This is a genomic window from Fibrobacter sp. UBA2449 (genome assembly GCF_002342555.1).
Classification (GTDB): Bacteria; Fibrobacterota; Fibrobacteria; order Fibrobacterales; family Fibrobacteraceae; genus Fibrobacter.
On sequence record NZ_DDQF01000002.1, the window covers coordinates 97,491 to 120,757 of the forward strand.

21 protein-coding genes are annotated in these 23,267 nt (G+C 55.1%); 4 read left to right on the forward strand and 17 right to left on the reverse strand.

From position 1 onward, the window contains the following. Positions 1–17 precede the first annotated feature (17 nt). Entirely contained in the window at positions 18–743 is a 726-nt protein-coding gene (locus tag B4B27_RS00520) for a hypothetical protein (RefSeq protein WP_290722603.1), read from the reverse strand. Positions 744–826: 83 nt separating this feature from the next. Then, entirely contained in the window at positions 827–2,332 is a 1,506-nt protein-coding gene (locus B4B27_RS00525) for a B12-binding domain-containing radical SAM protein (RefSeq protein WP_290722605.1), read from the reverse strand. Positions 2,333–2,383: 51 nt separating this feature from the next. Between B4B27_RS00525 and B4B27_RS00530 the strand changes: the two genes are divergently transcribed. Beyond that, the gene (locus B4B27_RS00530) at positions 2,384–3,022 is read left to right on the forward strand and encodes a toxin-antitoxin system YwqK family antitoxin (protein WP_173382280.1); all 639 of its coding nucleotides are present in this window, start codon (positions 2,384–2,386) and stop codon (positions 3,020–3,022) included. A gap of 50 nt (positions 3,023–3,072) precedes the next feature. On the opposite strand, the gene B4B27_RS00535 is transcribed toward B4B27_RS00530, so the two are convergent. The 7 genes from B4B27_RS00535 to B4B27_RS00565 all read right to left on the reverse strand — a co-directional run bounded on the left by B4B27_RS00535 (position 3,073) and on the right by B4B27_RS00565 (position 11,505). After that, positions 3,073–3,687 carry a DedA family protein gene (locus B4B27_RS00535; protein WP_349678219.1) on the reverse strand — a complete coding sequence of 205 codons (615 nt, stop codon included), beginning with the start codon at positions 3,685–3,687 and terminating at the stop codon, positions 3,073–3,075. A 126-nt stretch (positions 3,688–3,813) separates the two neighbouring features. Continuing rightward, a complete protein-coding gene (locus tag B4B27_RS00540; RefSeq protein WP_173382281.1) occupies positions 3,814–5,457 on the reverse strand; it encodes a hypothetical protein in 1,644 nt (547 codons plus the stop codon). Positions 5,458–5,553: 96 nt separating this feature from the next. Continuing rightward, positions 5,554–7,158 (reverse strand): hypothetical protein, encoded by a 1,605-nt coding sequence (locus B4B27_RS00545; RefSeq protein ID WP_290722611.1) that lies wholly within the window; start codon positions 7,156–7,158, stop codon positions 5,554–5,556. 7 nt (positions 7,159–7,165) lie between these two features. After that, entirely contained in the window at positions 7,166–7,789 is a 624-nt protein-coding gene (locus B4B27_RS00550) for a hypothetical protein (protein ID WP_173382283.1), read from the reverse strand. Beyond that, complete coding sequence (locus B4B27_RS00555) at positions 7,786–9,189, reverse strand: hypothetical protein (RefSeq protein WP_290722613.1); 1,404 nt, start codon at positions 9,187–9,189, stop codon at positions 7,786–7,788. Before B4B27_RS00555 ends, B4B27_RS00550 begins: the two co-directional genes overlap by 4 nt. Further along, positions 9,182–10,759 carry a hypothetical protein gene (locus B4B27_RS00560; RefSeq protein WP_290722615.1) on the reverse strand — a complete coding sequence of 526 codons (1,578 nt, stop codon included), beginning with the start codon at positions 10,757–10,759 and terminating at the stop codon, positions 9,182–9,184. The genes B4B27_RS00555 and B4B27_RS00560 overlap by 8 nt, the downstream gene beginning before the upstream one ends. After that, a complete protein-coding gene (locus B4B27_RS00565; RefSeq protein WP_290722618.1) occupies positions 10,756–11,505 on the reverse strand; it encodes a hypothetical protein in 750 nt (249 codons plus the stop codon). Before B4B27_RS00565 ends, B4B27_RS00560 begins: the two co-directional genes overlap by 4 nt. Positions 11,506–11,574: 69 nt before the next feature. Here B4B27_RS00565 and xseB point away from each other — a divergent pair, with 69 nt between their 5' ends. After that, positions 11,575–11,787 (forward strand): exodeoxyribonuclease VII small subunit, encoded by a 213-nt coding sequence (xseB, locus tag B4B27_RS00570; RefSeq protein WP_173365988.1) that lies wholly within the window; start codon positions 11,575–11,577, stop codon positions 11,785–11,787. Further along, the gene (locus B4B27_RS00575) at positions 11,780–12,610 is read left to right on the forward strand and encodes an ATP-binding cassette domain-containing protein (protein WP_290722621.1); all 831 of its coding nucleotides are present in this window, start codon (positions 11,780–11,782) and stop codon (positions 12,608–12,610) included. The genes xseB and B4B27_RS00575 overlap by 8 nt, the downstream gene beginning before the upstream one ends. A gap of 13 nt (positions 12,611–12,623) precedes the next feature. Here B4B27_RS00575 and B4B27_RS00580 read toward each other — a convergent pair whose 3' ends face one another. The 8 genes from B4B27_RS00580 to B4B27_RS00615 form a co-directional block, all read right to left on the reverse strand. Continuing rightward, on the reverse strand, positions 12,624–13,040 hold the full coding sequence (locus B4B27_RS00580) for a hypothetical protein (protein ID WP_173365986.1): 417 nt from the start codon (positions 13,038–13,040) through the stop codon (positions 12,624–12,626). Between the two features lie 93 nt (positions 13,041–13,133). After that, entirely contained in the window at positions 13,134–15,491 is a 2,358-nt protein-coding gene (locus tag B4B27_RS00585; protein ID WP_290722624.1) for a CotH kinase family protein, read from the reverse strand. Between the two features lie 461 nt (positions 15,492–15,952). Beyond that, on the reverse strand, positions 15,953–16,555 hold the full coding sequence (locus tag B4B27_RS00590; RefSeq protein WP_290722626.1) for an ABC-type transport auxiliary lipoprotein family protein: 603 nt from the start codon (positions 16,553–16,555) through the stop codon (positions 15,953–15,955). 9 nt (positions 16,556–16,564) lie between these two features. Then, positions 16,565–17,491 (reverse strand): MlaD family protein, encoded by a 927-nt coding sequence (locus tag B4B27_RS00595; protein WP_290722629.1) that lies wholly within the window; start codon positions 17,489–17,491, stop codon positions 16,565–16,567. 12 nt (positions 17,492–17,503) lie between these two features. Beyond that, positions 17,504–18,286, reverse strand: a complete 783-nt coding sequence (locus B4B27_RS00600; RefSeq protein ID WP_290722631.1) for an ABC transporter ATP-binding protein — start codon at positions 18,284–18,286, stop codon at positions 17,504–17,506. A 9-nt stretch (positions 18,287–18,295) separates the two neighbouring features. Beyond that, positions 18,296–19,354, reverse strand: a complete 1,059-nt coding sequence (locus tag B4B27_RS00605; RefSeq protein ID WP_073114628.1) for an MlaE family ABC transporter permease — start codon at positions 19,352–19,354, stop codon at positions 18,296–18,298. A 117-nt stretch (positions 19,355–19,471) separates the two neighbouring features. Next, entirely contained in the window at positions 19,472–20,299 is an 828-nt protein-coding gene (locus B4B27_RS00610) for an FISUMP domain-containing protein (protein ID WP_290722637.1), read from the reverse strand. A gap of 15 nt (positions 20,300–20,314) precedes the next feature. After that, a complete protein-coding gene (locus B4B27_RS00615) occupies positions 20,315–21,880 on the reverse strand; it encodes an FISUMP domain-containing protein (RefSeq protein WP_290722639.1) in 1,566 nt (521 codons plus the stop codon). Between the two features lie 76 nt (positions 21,881–21,956). Here B4B27_RS00615 and B4B27_RS00620 point away from each other — a divergent pair, with 76 nt between their 5' ends. Further along, on the forward strand, positions 21,957–23,249 hold the full coding sequence (locus B4B27_RS00620) for a class I SAM-dependent RNA methyltransferase (RefSeq protein ID WP_290722642.1): 1,293 nt from the start codon (positions 21,957–21,959) through the stop codon (positions 23,247–23,249). Positions 23,250–23,267 lie beyond the last annotated feature (18 nt).

Here is a 23,267-nt window from a genome sequence, read left to right on the forward strand (position 1 = left end):
AATAGTAGTAAAAATGCTTACTGATTTCCTCGCTGGGCGAGGATTTCATCGACTTTGCGGTTCAGCAGTTCATTGAGCAGGAGGGAATGGAGCCTGCGCTCGTTCTCCATGATGGCTCGCATGATTTTGAAGCTGCATGCGAGATAGACGGCACAAAACAGGAGTGCCAATACAAAGAGCAGTATTGCGGCGAAAAAGAATTGTAGAATCGCTAGAATAACCATGACGGCACAAAAAGCGATGGTGAATCCGGCGGTAAGGAACTTTATAATGAGAGTGATTTTCCAGGAGCGGCATTGGGGATTGATTACCGCTTCCTGGTTGTAACTCTCGAGGGCCTGCTTTTGACGGATCAACAGGTCTTTTGCGAATATCAGGTTGCAAAGACAGGCGGCGACCTTGGGCGAAAAACGTGTTTCAGTGAATAGCCTCTGGAATTTTAGGGTGTGGTATGCCCATTTACCGAATTTGAAGCACTGAATCGGAATTGTAAAAACCATGGCAATGACTGATATAATGGAGACTGTGTAGAAAAGGTCTTCCAGGGTTGTCGGGGGCGCCCCCTCGACACTGTCCTTGAATAGGAAACAGTCGATTGCCAAGAGGGCGAATATGGCGACTGCGTTGAAATATAGGACCTTGCTCCAGAAAATGGAACTTTTACCGTATTTCAGGTTCTTATCGACAGTGAGTTCGTTCCAAAGTGCGTCCGTAGTTTCTTTTGTTGCGTCCTTTAGGATCATGCTAACCTCTGTCAGCCAATGTAGTAAAAATCCCGGCGCAGGGGCCGGGATTTAAAAAGAGCGGAGGGTTAGCGACCCGTGTGCTACTGCTTGATCGTCGGGGCCTGGCGCGCCACAGGAGCGAGCTGTCCGTGCTTGCGGAACAGGTGCTTCACGAGCGTGCCGAATCCACGCATCACGCGGTAACGTTCGCGCGGGTTCTTGAGGGCCATGATTCCCTGACGCAGAATATAGCTCGGACGCAGGTAGAACTCACGGCGGGCCTTGTCGCAGAAGTCCACGAGTGCCTGGCTGCTGAGTTCGCCGCGCTGGATGGTGGTGCGGTGGAACCCGTCCTTGTCCAGCCACTGGTTGTAATCCTTTGTCTGTAATGCGCCGCTTTCGAGGGCTTCCTTGTAGGCCTCGGTGCCGGGGTACGCCATGATGGGGTAGAACTGCGCAGTATTCGGGTTCAACTTCTTGGCGTAGTCGAGCGTCATGCGGAGAGTCTCCGGAGTGTCGCCCGGGTTACCCACCATGAAGCAGCCGTGCACCAGCAGGCCTGCCTTGCGGGCGTTCTTCGTGAATTCGATTGCCTTGTCGGTATTCTTCACGCCCTTGTGGATGTTCTCAAGAACCACAGGCGAAGCGCTTTCAAAACCCACGCACATCTCGCGGCCGCCCGCCTTCTTCATCAGCTTGAGCAAATCCAGCGGCACATCGGCGCGGGCGTTGCAACTCCACGTAATCTTGAGGCCGCGTTCCAGGATCAGGTTGCAGATTTCGCGAACGTGCTCGTGGCTTGCGGTGAACGTGTCGTCTTCGAAGAAAACTTCGCCCAGGTCCTCGAAATTGTCCTTGATGTACTGCAGTTCGTCCACCACGTCCTTCGGCGTGCGGCGGCGGAACTTGTGGCCGTTGAGCGTCTGCGGAATCACGCAGTAGCTGCAGCGGTTCGGACAACCACGACCTGAGAGAATCACAATCAGCGGATTGAGGTTTGCACCGTAGAAATACTTCTTGTAGCAACTATACAGGTGCTTGCGGTAGACCTTCGAAACCCACGGGAGCTCGTCGAGGTTCTCAATCTTCGGGCCTTCGGGCTGGAAGTCGGTTGTGCCATCCGCCTTGCGGAAGGCAAGGCCCGCAATCTGGTTTACGGGAACACCGTCGCCGCGCAGGCTCCTTGCGAGGTTCCTCGCGGTGTAGTCCGCCTCGCCGATAATCACGAAATCGAGGGAAGGCTCCATCTCCATGGATTCCAGCGGCTCGGCGGTGGCGTGCGTTCCCATGATGGCAACCTTCGTGTTCGGAAGGGTGTCCTTGATGGCATGCACCACCTTGAGGTCGTTCAAGATGCTCGGCGTGCTCGTGCTGCAAATGACAAGCGCCGGGTCAAATTTCTTGATGCCCTCCAGCGTCTTGGGCAGGTCAAGCTCCATGGCGGGGCTGTCAATCAGCTGAATCTCGTTGCCATCCGCTTCGGCAGTGCCGGCGGCGTAACTCAGGAACATGGGCCAGTAAAGTGTACTCGATTTGGTCACGCAGGGGCTGCGCGACTCGCGACTGAACATCGGATGGAACGGAGGATTCAAAAAAGTAATACGCATAAGCAACAGCAAAATACATAATTCTCGACGATAAAACTACATTTATCGTTGATGAGAAAAGAAATTTCCGTGATACTTCTAGGTTGTGCCTGCGTTTGCGCTTTTGCTGCCCCCAAAAAGGCGGCGGTCAAGAAGCCTGACGCACCCCAGAACGAGGCTACTCTTGATACGGTCCGCGAGACGTTTGCGGATGGAGCCCTTTCGCGCATCTATACGCTCCAGAAGGGAACCGATATACGAGAGGGGTTGTCCGTGAGCTATCATCCGAATGGCAAGATCGCTATCGAGGCCCCGTACAAGAACGGCAAGCTCGACGGCGTGTTCAGGAGCTATTACGAGAACGGCCACTTGTGGCAGACTATAGGCTACAAGGACGGTGTGGAGGAAGGTGCGACGACGGATTATTACGAGGATGGCCGGAAGAAAAAACGAGAAATCTACAAGGCGGGCGTGCTGAACGGCATGAGCGAGGAGTGGAACGAGCGCGGCCTCCTGTGGCGCCAGATTCCGTATGTGAACGGCCGTATCCATGGCGTTGCAAAAATATTTGACGAACTGGGCGCAATCAAAGAAGAGATGACGTTCGAGAACGGACTGCGCAACGGGCCGTACCGCCGCTTCACCAAGGGCGTAAAGACTCTCGAGGCGATTTTCGAAAACAACCGCTGCAAAGAGAACTGCGACTTTTAACTAATGTGAAGCGTGGAGTGTGAGGTGTGAAATGACGGATTTCACGCCTTCTATTTTTTCGGCTTGAGCGCGCACCAGGTCATGTAGCCGATAAACAATACGCCGAGCCCAACGAGCCCGATAGAAAGCTCGTGGCTATAGGCTTGGATTAGGTCTTTCTGCCCGTGCGCGATGTAACCGAGAATGGCGAGGATGATATTCCAGAAGGTCGCGCCTATGGCGGTGTAGAGCGTGAATGCCCAGAGCTTCATCTTGGAAAGGCCCGCCGGAATCGAGATCAGCTGGCGGATGGCGGGAATGAGCCTGCCGACGAGCGTGGAGATTGCTCCGTGTTCGAGGAAGAACCTCTCGGCGTTGGTCACCTTGCTTGAATCCAGCAGCAGGAAGTGGCCGAGACGGCTGTCTGCGAATTTGTACACAATCGGCCTGCCGAGGAGCTTTGCGAGGAAGTAGTTGATGAAAGCGCCCGCGAGAGCCCCGAGGGTCGCAAATATCACGATGAACACGATGTTCAGTCCCGATTCCGGTTGCATTGCCTTGTAGGCGGCAGGCGGAACCACGAGTTCGGACGGGAAGGGGATAAACGAGGACTCCACCGCCATGAGCAGTGCTATGGTCCCGTAGTTGAGGTTGTCATTGTACCAGCCGATGACCTGGTCGTAGATGCCGACTTTGGCGGTGTCTACGGTCTGGATTGTCGTTGTCGTATCGGCCTGGCTGGCGGTGGCGGTCCCGGCTGCAAAAGCGAGTGAGACCGCGAGGGCTGCGAGTATGGCGATTTTTTTCAAGGCCTATCTTCTCTTCTTGGACTTGGCTTTCTTCTTCTTTGCGGCCTTGGCGGCTTTCTTCGATTTCTTCTTGTTCTTGCTCTTGACCTTGGCGGGAGCTTCTTCCTCTTCTTCCTCGGCCTCTTCTTCGGGTTCCTCGACCGCCGGTTCCTCTGCAGGAGGTTCGACGTATTCCGGAGCCTGGTATTCTATCTGGGAAGGTGCGCTGCTGTTTGCACCCTTGAGGGCGGCCTTCGCCTCTTCGACATACTTGCCGTTGGGGAAGCGCTTGAGGTAAATCTCGTAGTCCTTCATGCGGTTGCTGTTGCGGACGAGTTCGAAGATTCCGGCTTCGGCTTCGTCGCGGAAGGCACCGTTCGGATTGTCATTCAGGTAGGAGAGGTAGGCCTTGAAGGTGTTCTGGGCCTGGATCTCGCGGAACTTGTGGTATTCGCTGAGGGTGCGGATCTTGGCCTCGACCTCGCCCCTACGTGGGGAGTCGGGGTAGTACTGCAGGAACATCTCGAGCATTTCGGGGTCGTTGGACGCCATGACCTGGTCGAAGCGGGAATCTTCCTGGCGAACCTGGTATTCCTTCAGTTCGACCTTGCCCGAATCGAGTGTCGCGTAGAGCTTTTCCTTGGTGGCGAGGTCTGCCGGATGACAGAACGCGAGGAAGCTTTCGAGCACGTCGGAGAACTGGGTCTTGGTATAGGCGTCGCTCATGTCGGGCAGGTCGCCGTTCTCGTCGAGGAAGAACCGGTAGTCGCGCTCGATGGCCATGCAGTCCCAGTCGCTGAGGGTATCCTTGACTTCGCTGTTGTCTCGCAGCACCTGGTCGCGGTCGCGCAGGTTGAAGCGCATGCGGCGGTCGCGGTGGCTCTCGCGGCCGAAGTCGAGCGAAAGCTCAAGTCCGATACGCACGGGCCACTTGTAAGAAATCTTGTCGAAGGTGATTCCCAAATAGCCGGAAGAGGGGGTCGGGTTTTCCTTGTTGTACTTGTAGGGATTGGTCGCCTTCAGGTCTTCGTAGGGGAGGAACTCCTTGCGTACGTTTACGCCGATTTTCAGGTCCACATCCTGGAAAACTTCGGTAATGCGGTATTCGAGCGCTCCGGAGACGAATGCCGTCGGGAGCATTTCCGTGTGGTCCTTCGTACTGGTGGAGTAGTTGTCGATGAACGTGAAGAAGTGCATGCCGTAACCGCCGAGCACGCGCAGGTCGAAATCTCCGGCGAGGTTTACGGAGAAACCACCGACTACGGACGGGGCGTAGGCACGGAACGAAAGCGTGCGTCCCTCTCCGGCTGGCGTGAGGTCCTCGCTGTGGTCTGGCTTGCCATTGTCATCTACACCCCAGTAGGCGGGGTCGCTTGCGATTTCACGGAACTGGATGGAGTTCACTTCGGCGCCAAGCCAAATGGTGAACGGAATGTCGGCCTTGAAGAGCGGAGTGTAGAGGGGGCTGAACAAGAAACCCACGCTCATCGGGACGGTGAGGCGTTCTTCGTCGATGGGTTCCTTCAGCAATTGGGGCTTGTCTGACTCAAAGTGAACAAAGGCAGGTTCTGCCTGCAAGTACATCTGGGCTCGCCAATTGGAGCGTTCAAAATCGGCCGCATAGGCCGCTGCAGTCAGAAGTAAAAAAGTGATAAGTAGTTTACGCATCGTTTTGAAATTTAGTTTTTATGTGGCGGTTTTGAATCTCGGAGGGTTGAAATTTAGGCTATTTCGGGCATTTTCAGGTTTTTTTACCCCAAATAGCTAAAATGTGAGGAAAAATCCCAGGCCAAACAGGACGGCTCCTGCTCCGACCAGGCTTCCGCCGATGATGTTCTTCTTGTCGCCGGAATCCACGAGGTCCTTGTTTTTCTTGATCTTCGCATTGAAATTCTCGCCTTTAGCGGCGCTCGGCATCTTGAGCGCGTCCTTGATATCTTCGGCCTCGTCGTAATCCTGCTGCGCGAGGTAGAGAAACAGTGCTCCGATAATTGCCGGCGCGACGGACGACCCCATCAGAATCTTCCCGATGCGGGTCTTGTTGCGTTCGCGTTGCCAGTCCTGCTGCTTGCGCACTTCGTCGAAGTCCGTGAGGTGTTCCAGGGCGATGTCAAGGTTGATTTCGGGAACGGGTGCCACAAAGAACTGGACGAGGGTGTCCCGATAGCCTTCCTTGCGGAGCCGCATGTAGGCCATGCCCGGCGTGGTGAGTGAAAATTTCTGTGGCGTCGTGCCGATGGATTCGCTGCTGCGCGTGATTTCACCCTGTCCCGGGAAAATTTCGGCGCCGACGGGGTTCGAGACGATTTTGATTTCGGGAGTAATCCGCTTGAGCTTGAGCGATACCTTGGTCGTGTCTCCGGGAAGCGGACGAACGAAGGTCTGGGCTCCCCACAGGTGCTGGTCCACGGTCCAGTAGGCATCGATTTCGATTTTGCCTGTGTCGGTGACGGCGAAGGTGCAGGGCGACTTGCAGATGGCGTCTTTCTCGGGTCGCGAGATGGTGGCGCTTTCGGGATCTGTCTCGACGTGGATATAGCTGCGGGGGAGCTTCTTTTGCACGGGAAGTCCGAGCAGTTCCTTCGCGAGGTTCGTTGCGCTTCCGTCCTTGGTCATATCCTGGAGCATGTTGCTCCTGCTTACGGTAATGGCGGACCTGTAAATGGTTGGAAGCTCTTCTTCGTAAAATGCGCGCGTGATTTCGAGAACCACGGAGTCGGGGTGCTTGGCATGCGAAACCTTGCCGAAGAACATGTCCCTTTCTCCGCGGTCTTTCCAGAATTCCTGGAGGCAGGCGCGGTCGCTACAGCCCGGGGCGCTTTCGATGTTTGCCTTTTTGAAGGTGGAATCGAGTTCCTGCAGCAAGGCGAACGTGAATGCATTGAGCCTTTCGATTCCGTGTTGGGGGATGACGACTGTTTCAAACCCAAGGAATAGTTTGTGCGTAATCTCGGTGCCGGAGTCTGCCTTGGGGGTGCCGTTCGCGTCTGCGACGGGGGCCTGCGCGGAAGAATCCGCGATGGCGGCTGAATCCGCAGTGGCGGTGGAGTCTGCTGTTTCGCTTGCGGCGGAATCTGCAATTCTTGCGGTTGTATCTGCGGTGGTGGAATCCGGTTTTGCGGGGAACAGGTTCAGGAGGTCGGTGCCGTCTTCGCCGACGATGCTTTTGAACTGCGACTTGGGAAACTTGACGACGGTAAACTTGTTCTTGATGTAACCGCCGAGGCTCACTGTGTCATTCGCGATTCCAAGGAACTGGGCCTTCTGCTTGGTGCCCGATACGAGTTCTACCTGGGCGTACGGGGCCTGAACTTCGGCAAGTGCTGCCGAAACGAAGAAGAGCATGAGGAATAGGGCGGTCTTTTTCATGGTATACCTAGAAGGAAAGGACGACTCCGATGCCGAAAAGGGCGGCGCCTGCGATGAGCATGTCGATGGATAGCGTGCGGGCCGTTTCTGCACGGTCTCGATAGTCGCCGAAGCGTTCGAGGTTGTGGTTGTAGCTTTCGCTGTCGCGGAATAAACTCTGTTCCACGAATTTCTTCTTTTCGTTTGCCTTGTCGATGCTGTTGCTTGCGACGATGGCCGCAACGGCGCTCGTAACGAAAGGAACTGCAGATGCGATCATCAGGCGGAATCCGAAGTTGTGTCGTGCCCTCCGCGAAAGGGCTGCACGTTGCTCGTCGAGAAACTCGTCATCGTAGCTTGGGGTAAGGGAGACAATCAGGTAGGAGGTGTCCGATTCCGAAAGCTTGACATTCAGGACGGTGTCCTTGAAACCTTCCTTGAAAATGGCAACGGCGACAGAATTTTCCCCATCGGGAACTTTGATGAACCCGGGCAACTTGCTGTCGGGATTGCGTGAGTGGTTCGGGCGCAACGTCCCGACGTATGCGTCTGCATAGGAGGGGTTCGTGGATACGTGTAGGTACTTGGGGGCATCCTGCGCAAATGCGATGGAGCAGAGGAAGACGGCGATAAGCAGGACGAGGCGTCTCATGGCTCGCCTCCCATTTCGGAGAAGGGTCCCTCGGCAGAGTTAGCGTCCGGTTCCAGTTTCCAGTAAAGTCGCGGATTTGAATTCCGGGCGTTGTCTTCTACGGAGATTCTCAGCTTGCATGTGCTTGCGCAGGTGTTGCGGAACTTGATGAAGGGCTCTTCGTAGGTGTGCTCGAGCGTATCTGCGTTTGCCGTGACGAAAATCCTTTTGGGGTTGATTCCCGAACCGTTGTCGAGGGCGTAGAAGATGACGGTGTCCCGCTGGTTGTGCCTGGGTGCTAGTTGGGCGACTTGGGGCTGGATCTTGTCGGAGAACCTTACGGTGTCGAGCTGTATCTGGGTCCCGCTCTGGACATTCAGCGTGATGTCTCCGGTGCGGAATTCTGTCTTTTTTGTGTCCCGGAGGTTGATTCGGATCCCGGTTTGTGCGGTCACGTATGCGTGTAGGGTGACGGGAGCCTTGGTGCTTTCCAATATGGAGAGCGTATCGCCCTGTGTACTGGTAATCGTGACGACAGTGTGGACGTCGGACTTGCGGAGGTCCTCGTAGACAATGGGAATGTCGATCCTGGAATTTTTGGTGTAGATGTATCGTGTCGAAAAGCGGGAAACCTTGGAGGAATCGCGCTCGATGAATCCTTGGCTCGTTGTCAGGGATGCCTTGATTCCCCAATAGACGGTAATCGAGGTGTCGGGCTTGACTCCGGCGGCAATATTATCGAAGAGGTTCTTTGTGAGGAAAGAACCGATGAACTGGGCTTCATGGAAGCAGTCTACTTCGCCGATGTTTTCGCTCCAGACTTCTTCGACATTGAATGAGGCAAAGACGAAGCAACGGGCCGTTTCCCATGGGTCGACTCCGGCAAGTTCCCATTGCAAATCTAGTTCGCTTCCCGGTGTAGGGTCGAACAGGTTGTATCCGTCGACGGGGGCTATCGCGCGGATAGAAATGGGAGTGTTCACGAATATGTTGAGCGTGTCTTGCAGGGTGTCGCCAAGGAGGTCGACTGTTTTGAGGATGCCGCGGTGGAATCCCGGAGTTGCAAAGCTGTAGCGAAGCGGCGATATGTTGTAGGTCTCGTCGTCGATGGTCCAGCTGTGGCTTATATAGTGGGCTTCCGCATTGTCCGATGTCAGATACATGTTGTCTATCGAATAGGCCGCCCACAGTTTTACGGTCTCGTTTGTGTCGAGATAGACGGTCGTGACCGGTACTGCGCCATAATTGTAGGGCTGTCCTGTAATTCGGTCGGGGAGGACGAACATGTGCTGGACAAGCTGAGGGACATCTCCCTGCTCGATTGTCGCGCCTTCTCCGCATGCCGTCAGCGAAAGGGCTGCAGCAAGCGTTAAGGATACGAAGAGGCTTGCGAATGTCGCCTTTTGCAAAAGCTTAGTCATTGCCGCCTCCGGCGTTATAGAAAATGTTCCATTTTTCCCAGAGGCTGATTCCGTTTGTGTATTTCACGATGCTACGGATGGTGTTCTTTCCGCTGGCGATGTAGGTGGATGGAACTGTAACCGTGCAGATTGACTCTGTCGCGGGACGTCCGTATTGCGTGTGCTTCCCGTTTATTTCGAACATGCAGGAGTCGACCTCAAAGCCGTACGGATTGCTGTCGATGATGAACATCTTGATGTCCTGTGCCGAATCGAGGGTCATGTCGCTGTTTGTCTTTATCCAATTTTCGGACGGATTGATGATGTAGCTCCTGACGGTTCGGTTCCGGCTTGCATCGAAGGCGATCACATTCAGTTGCCGGGTGTTCCAAGAGCGTGCCGATTCGGGCAGGACGACCGTGAAGGAGTCGGTTAGGGACTGCTTTTCGACAAGTAGCGAGGATTCCAGATAGATGGAAACTTGTTTGCTGGATGCGGTCGAACCCGAGTCCTTGATGAGGAAGGTGAGCGTGTCGGTGAAATCGATGGTGTCGGTCTGGATGGGAATCCCGTTGATGACAAGCTCTATCTTGGGCGCGGTGGTATCCTGCATCAGGAGCATGTCCAGGTCGAGGACTTCGTTCTGGAAGAGTTTTGCCGTGATGGGCTCGATAAAGAATTCAGGATACTTCAAGATTCTGGGCTGTATCGTGTAGGTGCCCGCCTTTATGGGTGAAATGGAAAAGGAAAGGGGAGTCTTGCCGTTGATGCTGTCGGTGCGGATGAGCGTCCCGGTTGTATCGTAGATGTCGAACGCGATGGTCTGGAGCGGAGTGCCTTGCCCGTTATCTTTGTAACTCGTGTTTATGGTTCCGCAAATGCCGCTCTCGTCATTTGCGCCCTTGGTGTAGAAATCTCCCAGGAGTCTTTTTTCAGAGGTCAATCCGAATTCATTTATCGCTTCGACCCACCAGTGGTAATGGTGTAGGGGGGCAAGGTTGCCCCAGTAGGTAAAGTGGGGCTCCGGAACAATCGTATCGACAAACTTGTCAATGACGATTCGGTAGTAGAGCCTTGCGAGCGAGTCGGGGTCGTAGGCGTCCCAAGCAAACGTGACACCGCCCGATGTCGGGATTCCTTGTGTGCCTGGTGCGGGGAAGAAATCGCTGTCGCGGATGATGGGTGGGTTTGAAACCCAGAGGCGCAGCGTGTCGCTCAGGGTGTCGCCGAAGGTGGTCTCGAGAATGAAGGCGAGCTCGTGGTAGCCCGGCTTGTCTATGGAGCTTCGGAAACTGAAGTCGAAGGAATAGGGCTTCCCGTCGAGAAACCAGAGGTAGCGCTTGAGCTTGATGGATTTTGAGGGAAGGATGTTCGCGATGAAAATGAGGGAGTCGCCGACGCGGACCGTGTCGGCCTTGATGCGCGTGCTGCTTGAATCGAAGGATGTCGCCATTTCTACGGAGATGTCGACAAAGATGGACTGCGATTCGTCGTAGAGCAGTTCATCGCTGTTGGTGCAGGCGAAAAACACGAGGGCTGCGAAGAGCGCAACAAGAGATGCCGGAATGTTGGTGAGCATGCGCTTTGTCATCGTTGCCCCCTCAGCGTATCCAGCATATAGAATGTCTTTTCGGAAAGGGAATCCGCATCGCCGTAGGAATCGTAGACGACGACGCGGAAGGTGTGCTTGCCCTCGGCAAATCCGGACTGCATGATTTCGGTCACGCTTCCGACGGACGCCCTGACGCTATCGATGACGAGCGTGTGCGAAAGTTGCTTGAAGTCAGATTCGTCGCTGTCGGAGGACTTCCACTTGAAGAGGACTGCGGTGTTTTCGCTCCCGTATAGTGTGTCGCCGTCCGCGGGTTCTGTTTTTTGTGATAGTGTGGGAGGCGTGTTGACGATGACGGATACAGGGATCTCTTGCGAGTTTCCGACCCTGTCTTCGAGAATCAGGAGGTTGGGAAGCGAAAGTTCGTTCGCAAATGCGGGCAATGTGTAGACGGCTTCGCTTCCGAGGACGGAGTCTCCAACCGAAGTCCTCAGGACCCAGCGGAATGAAAGATCCTTCTTGTGTTGTCTGGGGTAGACCTGCGCCCCGAGAACGGCGGAGTCGCCTGGCCGGATCTTGAGGAGCGTCGAATCCTGGGACCCTTCCTGGAGGATGTAGAGGCTTACGGATTCAATTTCTTGGCTCGTTTGTGGATCGTCGGGAATGTCGAGGCAGCCCAGGAGCGCGAGTGCCGCAACGGCAAAAACCGCTCCGCAAGCCCTGCGGAAACCTCCGAAGATGCCCGCGGAATTGCCTCGCGGGTTGTGGTGCATTAGTTTGTCCACTGGGAGTAAATGTAATTATTGACGGGAATAAAAATCCATATCGACCCGTGTTTAACTATATTCAGACGCATGAGTAAGGAAAATTTCGAGTATAAGAACGCAATGGAGCGCCTGGAAGCGATTCTTACGCGCATCGATAATTCGGAGATGGAAATCGACGAACTTGCGGAAAATGTTCAGGAAGCGACAACGCTCCTGAAAAAGTGCCGTCAGATTCTCTTGGATACAGAAAAGAGCGTGCAGACTGCGCTAGAAAGTCTGGATGGGGAGGCCGATGCCTAACCAGGAGGCGTCTTTCCTTGAAGGAGTCCCTGCCATTGAGGCAGATGGGCTTGCCGTTCGCTTCCCGGTGCGCGGGGGCGTGCTCGGCAAGGTGAAGGACTACTTTACCGCGGTCGACGGAGTGTCGTTCACGCTGTCGCAGGGAAAAATCCTGAGCGTGGTGGGCGAGTCGGGCTGCGGCAAGTCGACCCTCGTGAAGTCGCTGGTGGGGCTTGTGCCGCTTGCTTCGGGAAGCGTGAAACTTTTCGGTCGCGAGGTGCATGAAGGCAAGGTCGCCATGGATGGCGGCAAGGCGATGCGCGTCTGCGACTTGGTGCAGATGGTCTTTCAGGACCCGTTCAGCAGCCTGAACCCGCGACAGACAGTATCGGAAATCCTTACGGCTCCCCTGATGGCGCGGAAGGTTTCTTTTGAACAGGCTCAAAGGCGTGCGTGCGAGCTTCTGGAACGGGTGTCCATCCCGGTGGGGGCGATGGAAAAATTCCCGCACGAATTCTCGGGTGGACAACGCCAGAGACTCTGTATTGCGCGCAGCCTGATGGTCTCGCCTAAGATTTTGCTTTGTGACGAAGTGACGAGCGCGCTGGATGTGTCTGTCCAAGCGCAGATCCTGCATTTGCTCGACGACCTGAGGAGAGACCTTGGCCTCAGCATCCTCTTTATCAGCCATGACATGCAAGTTGTGCGCGCCATCTCGGACGATGTGCTGGTGATGTACTTCGGGAAGGTGGTGGAACGCGGAGTTGCCGACGAAGTGCTGACGAATCCGCAGCACGATTATACGAAAAAACTGCTTTCGTGCGTTCCTACTATAAGAAGATAATGGTTGTGCTGGCCTAGTGGCCGCGCTTGCACTTGATGCCGATGGTCTTGACCATCCGTTCCTGGTTCGTTTCGAACTTGTCGTAGGCGAATTCCTCCACATAGACTGCCTTGCAGTCAAAGAACTTTTCTTCGTACACGGGCTTCATGTCGGAGGAATAGTGGATGATGACCATGCGGAAGCTCTTGAGGTACTCGTTCTTGATGCAGGTGGTGACGAGGTAGTCCTCGAACTCGTCGAAGGATACTTCTACGATGGTAAAAACGTCGCTTGTGTTTTCTTTGAGAAACTTGATCTTTCTGCAGCGAGCTGATAGGTTGTTTGCAAGGTCGGCGAATTCTTCTTCCTTGCCTTGAGGGACGTTCTCGAACGTAATCTTTACGTTGAACAGGTAGGACTTGGCCAATTCGGGAAGATCTTGTCTATGCATAAATACCGTCCTTTGTTCAGAATCATAAGACAATATAAACACAAAAAGCGACGGGGTCAAGTGCCCCGTGCATTTTGGGACAGAACGAGGGGTCTACTTGAAGATGGCGGTGTAGGTGGCGCCGTCTTCGTTGACAATGAATCGCGTGGCTGCGGTCTCTCCGTCGCTCCATCCGGTAAATACGGAGCCGTTTGTCGGGGTCGCAGTGATAAGCATCCCGATGCCCGCGAAGAACTTGCCCGCATAAGTGGGGGCGGGTGCCGGTCGGCCTTCTACAGAGATGTAGCCGCTGCCGCTAACGTTCAGGTTCACGGTCACCATGCCGGAGAGCCCGAATTCTTTTTTGTACTCGTCGACGACGTTCCCGTTACGGATCATAGACCATTCCTTGAGGCAGGAACCCGTTTTGCTGAATCCCTTGCCGCAGGCGTTTTCGTAGTACATTTCGTTCTGCTTGAATTTCTTCAGGTCGCGAGTCATTTCGGCCGTGTCGATGGTTGCCGTCATCGCGTCGACAACGCGTGTCACGTTATCGCCGTTCGCGTTGTTCTGGAACATCATGGCGGAGCGGTTCAGGAATACGCGCTGGAATTCCGGGTTCTGGATGAGCTGGATGTACAGGTTCGCAAAGCAACCTTCGTCCTTGCAGGGCTTGTTGCCGCCACCCTTCTTTATCCACGGGAACATCTCGTTGTTCTGGTTGAACTCGCCTCCGTTCACGCCCCACATCCAGTCGAATCCGTGGTCGAGGTCGTAGACCATGAACTTCCACGGCTGCTCGGGGCTCTTCCAGGCGCGGACGTTGTTGTTCGGCCAGTCGCCGTTGTGGATGTAGATTTCGGCCGCCATGTAGTCGGCGAAGTTGCCGACGTCCATGAGAGTCTTCACCATCTCGTAGTTCTTGTTGCCTTCGCCGCTGAAGTCGTTCTGCGCCACAAAACTCAGGAGCGTCTTGTATTCGTCGACAGATCCGTTGCTTGCGGTAACATCGTGGCCCAGGTGCTTTACCATCGTGACCGTGTTCGCGTCGATGCCGTAGTTTGTTTCTACGTAATGCTTGTTGAAGCGTTCGCGCATGTCGTGGATGCCGTAGTAGCGTCCGTTGTAGAACACCACCACCTGGCGGCTACGCTGGTAGTCGACGCCACTCCCTTCGAGAATTGCTCCACCCATCGCGTCGCCGATGTAGTCGCTCACGAAGCGGTTTCCGTTGTTTCTCAGGTTGAATCCGCGGAACTTGCTGTTGATGTCCTTGCGGGTTTCGAACAGCGGGTAGTTGATCTTGCCGTCCTGGTATTCTTCGCGCATCACGACGGCGACGGACTTCTTGTCCTTGAGCCTGCTGTAACCGCCCATGATGGAAATGCCAGCGTCGACTTCCCATGCGGGTGCTGTGGACTTGCTGCCGTCGGGGAAGTATTCTACATGCACGGGGTATTCTTTTTCTTCGAAGAGTCCTGCGGGGGCGCTCTTAGGAGAATCCGCGTTGGTCTTGATGTAGCTCTCCTTGAAAAAAGCGGAATCGACGCTGACAGCGACGACCGGCATGCGCACGTTTTCGCCGATAAAGAATGTCTTGGTGATGACGCTCGTGGTGAGTGCTCCGGGCTGGAACGCGGCGCAGCGGAGAACCGTGTTTGCCGAGATAGCCTTGGGCGCGTTGAATTCGGGTGACGCTTCGGTCGGCTTGGAGCCATTCTGTGTGCAACGGACTGTCGTGCCTTCCGGTACGGCGGGCGGGTCGAGCGTGATTTCGCTAGGGTAGAAACCTGCACTCTTGGTGCCGAAGTCGAATGCGGGAGCGAGGGTTGCGTATGCGCCTGCTTCGTTGTTTGCCGCTTCGGGGGTCGCTGTTGCGAAATACATAAGACTGCCATCGGTAACCTTGCCATAGCTGATGCCGGGCATGAGTTCCGGGTAGGGGAGGCTGTCGTGGATGGCGTTGTGGTTGTCGATGATGTAGAGCGTCCCGCCCTTCTTGTCGAGTTTCCAGTTCGTGTGCGTGCGCGCGTGGAGTACGTGGCCTTCGTCGTCGACTCCATCTACCAAACCTTCGATATTGGAGATGTCCTTTTTGTCGAGGAATACGGTACGGTAGGTGCCTGCGGGAACGGTCTCGTTGCGGAATACCCATTTTTGCGGGTTCGCGAGATTCTCGACGAGTGAGTAACCCTTGAGGTTTATGTCCTTGTTGCTCGAGTTGTAGATTTCGACCCAGGCGGGGTCATCGCCTTCGTGGTCGAGCCACGAGAGGTTGAGCGCAGATATCTCGGTAAGGGAAAGAATCGGGTTGTCCGAGACGTGGAGTTCTTCCTTGGGGATAGGAATATCTTCGCCCTTTGCCGAGGAAGGGTTGTCGGAACAACCTTGAAGTGCGAGCCCAAGCCCGAAGGCGAGCGTCGCGGGGACAATCTTTTGCGTAAAGAAACTGTCAAACATCTTGTACACCATACCGTATTTTAAGTATGCAACCAAACCCATCTTAAATTTAAAATCAAAAAAAGCAAAGCGATTAAACCTTCACTTTTTTTTACAACGAATGTGCGTTTTTATACGCTAAAATACCGCGAAATGCCCGGAATGCCGAGTTTTGGACGTGTTTGGCGGTTGAAGTGTCCGAAAAAGCCGAAATTGGGGATTAAAAGGCAAATTATTTTATGGTTTAATCCCCATTTTGATAGCTTGTTTGTAAGCTTTTGCTCGAAAAAAGGGACAGATGGGGATTAAAAGCTGCTTTTTGGGCAATTTAATCCCCATTGGAGAGTGAAAAAGGAGGGGCGGAGGTCACTTTTGAAGAAAAATGAGTTAATTTGTTCTGAAAGTTGGGGATTGAACGAGAACTTTTGCGAGGTTTAATCCCCAATTTCGCGAAAAATGTGTTTTCTTGCGGTGGTATTGGCCACCTGCGCGCCCTACTTGCCTGCGCCAGCGATGGCCCCGAGGGCCTCTTCCATGTACTTGCCGAGGAGCTTCGAGATGGCCTCTGCCACAAGGCGGGGCTCGCGACTGCTCACGGATTGCCTTTCGTCAAAACGCTTTTCCCAGAGGGGAGCGTCGCTGTCGGGTTTCTGGAGCGTAAGCTTGAGGGAAAGGCGTGCATACTGGTTGCTGCCTTCGTCGATTTCCTCGATGGCGTCGATGTGGCCCAGAAGTTCAAAATCGGGTTTGCCCGAGGCGCGGGTATCGACCGATGCGAAAAGCCCGCTTTTCACGATGTATTCTGCGGCGACCTGCGCCACCATTTGCTCGGGGCGAGATGCCCACAGGTCCAGGTCGTAGAACATGAAGTCGTAAGCGGATTCGCGGTAGACGATGTTGTTCCTCTGGTAGGCCTGGTCGATGGTGAACTTGCGCACCTGCAGGCGGCCGCTGGCATCGCCTGCGGCCGGCATGTCGATGTTTTCGACGGCGAGCGTGAAGTAGCGGGTGGGTTCGCTCGTGCTTCCGCCAAAGCATGCGGTAAGCGTCATGGCTGCAAGTGCCGCGGTTAAAAATGCAAACGTAAACTTCTTCATGCTCTCTCCTTATTTGCGGCGGGTCTTCGCGGGTTCGCGGATGAGCGCGGAGGGGTTGTTCTTGATTTTCTGGCTGAACTCTTCGAGGTTCTCGAGCACGGCGTTCAGTTCCACGATGGCTTCGCCCACCTGGTCCTGGTTCTTGTAGACCATGCCGTCGAGCCGCTTCGAGAGCTGGCTGATGGATTCCATCGCCTTCGTCAAATTCTCGTTCATCGCCTTCGTGTCGATGGCGTCGAGTTTCTGCTTCAGAATGTCGAGGTCTTCGCCCGCCTTCGCGGCAATCTTCGCTTCTTCGATTTCACCCATCACGCGGTGCATCGATTCGGCGGACTTGGAAATGTTCTCGATGGGCTTTGCCATGCCCTGCGTGACGCGGCTCAGGTTCGCCGTCATGGCTTCGAAATTCTTGATGGCCTTGCTCAGGTTCTCCGCATTTTCGGCCGAGATCAGCGTGTTGATGTTAACGAGTACGGAATCCACGTGTGCGACGATGTTGCCCGCCTGGCTCGTGATGTGGTCGAAGTGCGAGACTTCCGCCGGCACGAGCCCTCCTTCGGGCACGTTCGGTTCCGAGAACGAGCCGCCCGAGAGCACCACCTGCTTTTCGCCGGTGAGGTTCATGCCCGCCGTCATGCCCGCGCGGGTGCCAATCTTGATGGGCGTGCCGTGCGTGACCTTGAAGGCGACCACGACTTCGTTCAGGTTCTCTTCGTTTATCGTGATGCGCGTGACGCTACCCACGTCGATGCCGTTCAGCTTGACCTTTGCGTCAACAAAGAGCCCGTTCACCGAGGTGTCAAAGATGGTGTAGTAGTTGTCGTACTGTTCGCTCAGGTAGCGCTTGAGCACATAGCCCAGGAATACGCAGATGAGTATTCCGCACAGCAGCATGAACGCGCCAAGTTTAATTCTTTCGGATCGGGTGGTTTCCATCGTTTCTCCGAATCAATCTATAAAATTAAAGTGGTAGAGTCCTTCGGAGTATTCCTCCTTGGGGCACTGCCGGTTGAAAAAGTGGCGTAACGTGGGGTCGTCGGACTCCATGCCTTCTTGCAGCGTGGCGTCCTTGAGCACGTAGCCGTCCTTGAGGTACACAAAACGGTCGCAGATAATCTTGATGCTCTCGAGTTCGTGGCTCACGATGACCATCGATACCTTGAGCGTGTCGCGCAGTTCGAGCAAAAGTTCGTCGAGGGAGCGGGCCGTCACCGGGTCGAGGCCAGTAGAAGGTTCGTCGCAAAAGAGCAGTTCCGGCTTGAGCGCGATGGCGCGGGCGAGGGCTGCGCGCTTTTTCATGCCGCCCGAAATTTCGCCCGGGTACTTGTGGAAGGCGTGCAGCAGGTGCACCTTCTCCAGGCGGTCGGCCACGATGGCTTCCATCTGGTTCTTGGGCATGTAGGGCATGCTGCGCTTGAGCGGCAACATTGCATTCTCGGCGATGGTCAGGTCGGCAATGAGGGCCCCGCTCTGGAAGAGCACGCCCGTGCGCATGCGGGTCTCGCTGTCGAGCCCATCCTTGGGCCCGAAGGTCTTGCCGAAGTAGGTGATTGTACCCGCGTCGGACTTGATGAACTTCAGGATGTTGTTCAGGAGCGTCGACTTTCCGCAGCCCGAACTCCCGAGCACCATGCGGATTTCGCCGCGCTTCACCCCGAAGGAAATATCCTTCAGAATGGACTCGCGCCCGTAACTTGCCTTCAGGTGGTCTACTTTCAGGATTTCTTCCATTGCTGCTCCCTAGTAGAATATGAAGGCGAAGAGGGTGTCGGCGAGCACGATGCAGCAAATTGCGGCGACCACGCTCGATGTGGTTGCCTTGCCCACGGCTTCTGCGCCGCCGTGCGCGTTCAGGCCCTTGTTGCAGGCGATGAGCGTCACTATCCAGCCGAAGACGAGCGCCTTGATGCTGCTCTTTAGGAACGTGATGGGCGCGATACCGTCGCGGATACCCATCATGTAGTTGGAAAACGAAATGTCGCAGAAGAAGTACGCGATGAGGAACCCGGAGAAGCACCCGAAAATGGAGGCGCAGAACGAGAGGATGGGCGTGGCGACGCTCATGGCGATAAAGCGCGGCACCACCAGGTACTGCACTGGCGGGATAGCCATCGACTTGATGGCCTTGACTTCTTCGCACACGCTCATGTTTGCGATTTCGGCGGCGACGGCACTGCCCGAGCGGCCCGCGAGGATGATGGTCGTGAGGAGTGGGCCGATTTCTGCGAAGATGAGGAAGCCGAGGCCCGAGGCGAGGTAGGAGCCGCCGCCCACCGCATTCAGCATGATGGAACTCTGGAGCGCCATCGTAAGGCAGATGAGGGCGACCATCAAGAAGCATATTCCCATGGCTTCGCTCCCGAGCTTGAACATCTGCTTGGCGACACCGCCAAAATGAATCTTGCCCTTGTCGAACGGGCCAAAGATGGTCCAGTAGATGGACATGAACAGGAGCGTCAGGACTTCGAAGGATTCCTTCAGCACGGCGAATCCGATGCCGCCGAGCATCTCGAGGACGTTGTTCGTACCCTTCGCGGGCCTTGCGGGCGGCTCCATCTTGCGGAGTGCCGAAAGGTGCGCCTTGATGTCGGCGTTGAAGTGGGCGAGGGTGAGCGCGTTGCCCGTCTTTTCGGAAAGTTCGGCGAGGAGCGCGAAGAATGCATCGCCGCTGTAGTCCATGCTTGCGAGATTGCTGCCGTCAAGGCACAGCGCACCGCTACGGAGCTGCTTCGTGCAATTCCTGAGCAGGTCTTTGCTGTTCGCTGCCGTGAGCGTATCTGGCAAGAGAATAGTCGTCATGGTACAATTTCGGGCGAAATATAGAAAAATACACCAAAAAATGCCCGCTTTTGACCATTAAGGGGATAGCGGGCGCGTTTTGCCGACAAAGTGCCGTTGTTTTTTGGGCTAAATGCGCTAGTCCTTCACGCAGCGGACAGGATTACTTGATCTTTTTTCGGGGGTATAATACCACGCGTTGTTGTTGAATATATCCAAATGTATGGCGTATGCGTCTGTCGAATAGTAAGATGTTGATGTCCATATTTCCGTTGAAAGGCGTGGAATGCATGCAACACCTACACGGATGTCCCAATATGTGCCAGAAGCAAGTGCGGAAAAACCGTAAGTGTCTTTTCCTCCATATCTTTTTTTGTCATCATAATTGACTTGAGTTTCCCAATCTGGGCTTCTGGATTTTAAATGTTCGCCTGCGATTGAGTCTCCACCCGCTGTGTTAATCAAGATTCTCCATTCTGTCGAGTCTGGCAGGTGCCAGCCACTTGGACAAATGCCTCGTACTGGATAAGTCGGAGTGCATCCGTTTCCTCCACAACCTTTGCCGTTAGTACTCCAAGTCCCAATGCTGTCCATGGCTGTACTCCATGGGTAAAAACGTCCGTATCTTTCGCAGTAAATGGCTGAATCATTATAACAGAAGCTACTTGAATCATAATCCCATACTTTGCGCAGGTCTCGGTAGTTCAGGTTTTCTGCCATCCAGGTTTGGTCCCCAATTTTTACGGTCCTGTATGTCTGACCGTCTCGGTCATCAACCATCTCGCCGTACGAAATCTTGGGGTTAAATTGGTCTACGATGGTGTAAGGTTCCGTTGTGCTGGAATAATTTCTTGCTATGCTCGACGAAGACTTTGCGCCATCAGGGCGCGCGATAAAATCGCTGTCATCGTCACTGCAGGCGGCGAGAAGCGTCAATGCAAATGCAATGTAGAGGGCGCGCTTCATTTTGTTCGTCCTTTTTTAGTCCTTTACGCAGCGGATGGAGAGCCAGTTGTATCGGCGATAGAAATTCAGGCCCGCGTCGTCGGCTCCGTGCACCAGGTACATGCGGAAGGCGTAAGAGTAATCATCGTGCATGGATGCTGTCCAGAAGCCGGTGCCGAAGCCGAGATTTCCGATAGCGGTACCGATATCTTCATCATAGTAGCCGGCCGGGAGCGCACCGAAGCCGAACGCATCGGTTCCATTGCCGTCGTCTGCCCAGCCTTCGGTTGCCTTGAGTACCCTTCCGGCCTTTTCGATGCCACCCACCGCGGCGAAAAGCGTGTCGAATTCGAAAGCCGTAGGCAGGTGCCAGCCTTCGGGGCACGAGCCGCGCAGCGGCGATGTCAGCCTGCAAGTAGACATGCGGTATCCGCAACCGTCTGCGCCGTCGCTCCAGGTGCCGGCACTATCCAGGGCTTCGCTCCACAGGTAGAGCCGTCCGTATTTTTCGCAGTTTTCGGGCAGGTCGCCTGCACATTTGCTATTCGGCGTTTCGATATTCAGGTTCTCCGCCATCCAGGTCTGGGTTCCAATCTCGACGGTCTTGTACGTTTGCCCGTCGCGGTCGTCCGTGACCGTGCCGTATTTCCCGGAGTATGCAGGTTCCTTCGAGGTGTCTATTTCTCCCTTGACGCAGCGGGCATAATATGTATATGTTTTCGGTCTATCCCAAATATAGGCGTCGGCGCCGATGTTATCAAAATTAATAATGTATGCATTGTCGTCCGTCGGTTCGTCCGATGGCATAGCCCTGGTGGAAGACCAGTAGCTTCCCGTGTACGCAGAAAAGCCGTAGTCATTGTGCCCGCGGTTCATGAAGGGGCGCAATTCCAGTACGTAAGATGCGTTGTTGGTAAATGCGGAGCCTCCGGTCGTAGTGGCTATTAGCTTTTCGAGTTCGAAGAAAGAGGGAAGGTGCCAGCCGGCAGGGCAGGCGGACATTGCCTCTTCCCAGGTGTACTTGTCTTTGTCTTCGTACTTGAGGTCGTCGGCCATCCATTCCTGGTCACCGATTTTTACCGTCTTGTACGTCTTGTCGTCGCGCTCGTCCGTGAGTTCACCGTATTCGCAGTTGTCTTCTGATTCCGTTTGGCAAGCCTCTGCTCTGGGGAGCTTGTAATATTCTTCGACGTAGGCGATGGAAGAACTGGAAGCCTCAGAACTGCTCGAGGGCGAGAGCCAGCCCCATTTGTCTAGGTATTCGTCGTGGGTGCAGACGAGTTCGCTGTTTTCGGCGTAGCGGGCGAGGCCGACCTGGCCTTCGCGGGATGCGTCGCAGGTGGTGTTGAACGCCTCGGCGAAGGTGTCCCATACGAAGTCGTACTTGGAAAGGTCGCCGGAACTGCTGGACGATGATTTCGCGGAACTGCTCGTCGTGGCAGTCCCTTTCTCGCTCGATGAGGATTCATCGTCGCAGTCGTCGCAAATGGACGAGGACGAGTCATCGCTGTCGCGCGGGGCAAAGCTGCTGTCGTCGTCACCGCAGGCGGCGAGAAGCGTAAAAGACAGAATAGACGGGATTAAGAAAGCGTAATGCTTCATTTGTGTTTCCTCCTTTTTTTCTGGAAAGATATAATTTTTTGCCTTTGCGCAGGGCTGTTTTTCTATCTTTATGCCCATGTTCCGCCGTTTTGACAAGCCGGGAAGGCCGCGCAGGCCACGCCCCAAGCGCCCCGAGGTTCCCCGTGAGGTGTTCGAAGCCCGCATCGAGAAGATGGTGCAGGGCGGCGAGGGTATGGCGCGCCTGCCTGATGGCCGCGTGTGCTTTGTCTCGGGCGCGTTGCCGGGCGAACTCTGCAAGGTGGCGGTGACGTTCACGAAAAAGGATTTTGCCCGCGGACATGTCGTGGAAGTCCTGGAAGGGGCTAATCCCGACCGTGTGGAAGCGCGCTGCCCGCTGTATGGCAAGTGCGGCGGGTGCAGCTTGCAGCACCTGGATAGCGAGAAACAGGCGGAATACCTGGCACAAGTCGAGCGCGAGAACTTCCGGCGCATTGCCCGCATAGAGTTGCCCGAAAGCTTTACGGTGCATACGGGCCCCGCGTGGGGGTACCGCAACCGCGCCCGAGTCGTGGTGGTTTGCGACCAGGCAGGCGACAAGCCGATTGTGCGTTTCGGGTTCCGCAAGCAGGAAAGCAACAGCGTGGCGCTGTTCAAAAACTGCCCTGTATTGACGCCCGCATTGAACGATTTTTTGCAGGGACGCGCCCGCGAGATTTTTGCAGGCAAGTTCCGCCTCGGCCGCGAGATGGAAGTAAACCTTTTCGATAACGGTGCTGGCGAAATCTCGTACTATTACGAAGGTATGCCTGCCCGCGAATTCAGCGAGAATGCGGTAAGCGTCGCCGAAATTTGCGGGAAGAAAATCGAGGCCGATGCGAGCGTGTTCTTCCAGAGCAACCTTGCGCTTTTGCCCGCGCTGGTACAAGCTGTGCGCGATGCCGTAGACGAGGGCCTTGCAAGCGACGAATCGAGCGACGAATGGCTTATCGACCTCTTCAGCGGGGTTGGGTTCTTCGCCGCGATGCTCATGGACAAGTTCAAGCGCGTGACGACCGTGGAACGCGAAGAAAAATGCCTTAAGCACGCAGAAGTTAATTTGTCTGCATCGCGCGACAATAAAGTCGAAAATGTTTCCGCCCCGGCCGAGGAATGGCTCGCGCAGAACGTGGTAAACATCCCCGCGACGCTCATCGTGGACCCGCCGCGCACAGGCCTCCCGAAGGAGGCTCTCGATGCCATCGCCGCATCGTCGGTGAACCGCCTGATTTACGTGTCCTGCCACCCGGTCACATTGGCCCGCGATACCGCCGTTTTGGCCCAATCTGGCTTCAAAATCCGGCGCGCCGAGGCCTTTGCCTTCTATCCGCAGACTCCCCACCTCGAAATGATGCTCGTTCTTGCCCGCTGATTTGCTTTCCAGGGCGTT

What these genes read in the sequence shown, in the direction of transcription:
- B4B27_RS00520 (WP_290722603.1), bottom strand. Translation starts at nt 743, where the DNA reads ATGATCCTAAAGGACGCAACAAAAGAAACTACGGACGCACTTTGGAAC.
- B4B27_RS00525 (WP_290722605.1), bottom strand. Translation starts at nt 2,332, where the DNA reads ATGCGTATTACTTTTTTGAATCCTCCGTTCCATCCGATGTTCAGTCGC.
- B4B27_RS00530 (WP_173382280.1), top strand. Translation starts at nt 2,384, where the DNA reads ATGAGAAAAGAAATTTCCGTGATACTTCTAGGTTGTGCCTGCGTTTGC.
- B4B27_RS00540 (WP_173382281.1), bottom strand. Translation starts at nt 5,457, where the DNA reads ATGCGTAAACTACTTATCACTTTTTTACTTCTGACTGCAGCGGCCTAT.
- B4B27_RS00545 (WP_290722611.1), bottom strand. Translation starts at nt 7,158, where the DNA reads ATGAAAAAGACCGCCCTATTCCTCATGCTCTTCTTCGTTTCGGCAGCA.
- B4B27_RS00550 (WP_173382283.1), bottom strand. Translation starts at nt 7,789, where the DNA reads ATGAGACGCCTCGTCCTGCTTATCGCCGTCTTCCTCTGCTCCATCGCA.
- B4B27_RS00555 (WP_290722613.1), bottom strand. Translation starts at nt 9,189, where the DNA reads ATGACTAAGCTTTTGCAAAAGGCGACATTCGCAAGCCTCTTCGTATCC.
- B4B27_RS00560 (WP_290722615.1), bottom strand. Translation starts at nt 10,759, where the DNA reads ATGACAAAGCGCATGCTCACCAACATTCCGGCATCTCTTGTTGCGCTC.
- xseB (WP_173365988.1), top strand. Translation starts at nt 11,575, where the DNA reads ATGAGTAAGGAAAATTTCGAGTATAAGAACGCAATGGAGCGCCTGGAA.
- B4B27_RS00575 (WP_290722621.1), top strand. Translation starts at nt 11,780, where the DNA reads ATGCCTAACCAGGAGGCGTCTTTCCTTGAAGGAGTCCCTGCCATTGAG.
- B4B27_RS00580 (WP_173365986.1), bottom strand. Translation starts at nt 13,040, where the DNA reads ATGCATAGACAAGATCTTCCCGAATTGGCCAAGTCCTACCTGTTCAAC.
- B4B27_RS00585 (WP_290722624.1), bottom strand. Translation starts at nt 15,491, where the DNA reads ATGGTGTACAAGATGTTTGACAGTTTCTTTACGCAAAAGATTGTCCCC.
- B4B27_RS00590 (WP_290722626.1), bottom strand. Translation starts at nt 16,555, where the DNA reads ATGAAGAAGTTTACGTTTGCATTTTTAACCGCGGCACTTGCAGCCATG.
- B4B27_RS00595 (WP_290722629.1), bottom strand. Translation starts at nt 17,491, where the DNA reads ATGGAAACCACCCGATCCGAAAGAATTAAACTTGGCGCGTTCATGCTG.
- B4B27_RS00600 (WP_290722631.1), bottom strand. Translation starts at nt 18,286, where the DNA reads ATGGAAGAAATCCTGAAAGTAGACCACCTGAAGGCAAGTTACGGGCGC.
- B4B27_RS00605 (WP_073114628.1), bottom strand. Translation starts at nt 19,354, where the DNA reads ATGACGACTATTCTCTTGCCAGATACGCTCACGGCAGCGAACAGCAAA.
- B4B27_RS00610 (WP_290722637.1), bottom strand. Translation starts at nt 20,299, where the DNA reads ATGAAGCGCGCCCTCTACATTGCATTTGCATTGACGCTTCTCGCCGCC.
- B4B27_RS00615 (WP_290722639.1), bottom strand. Translation starts at nt 21,880, where the DNA reads ATGAAGCATTACGCTTTCTTAATCCCGTCTATTCTGTCTTTTACGCTT.
- B4B27_RS00620 (WP_290722642.1), top strand. Translation starts at nt 21,957, where the DNA reads ATGTTCCGCCGTTTTGACAAGCCGGGAAGGCCGCGCAGGCCACGCCCC.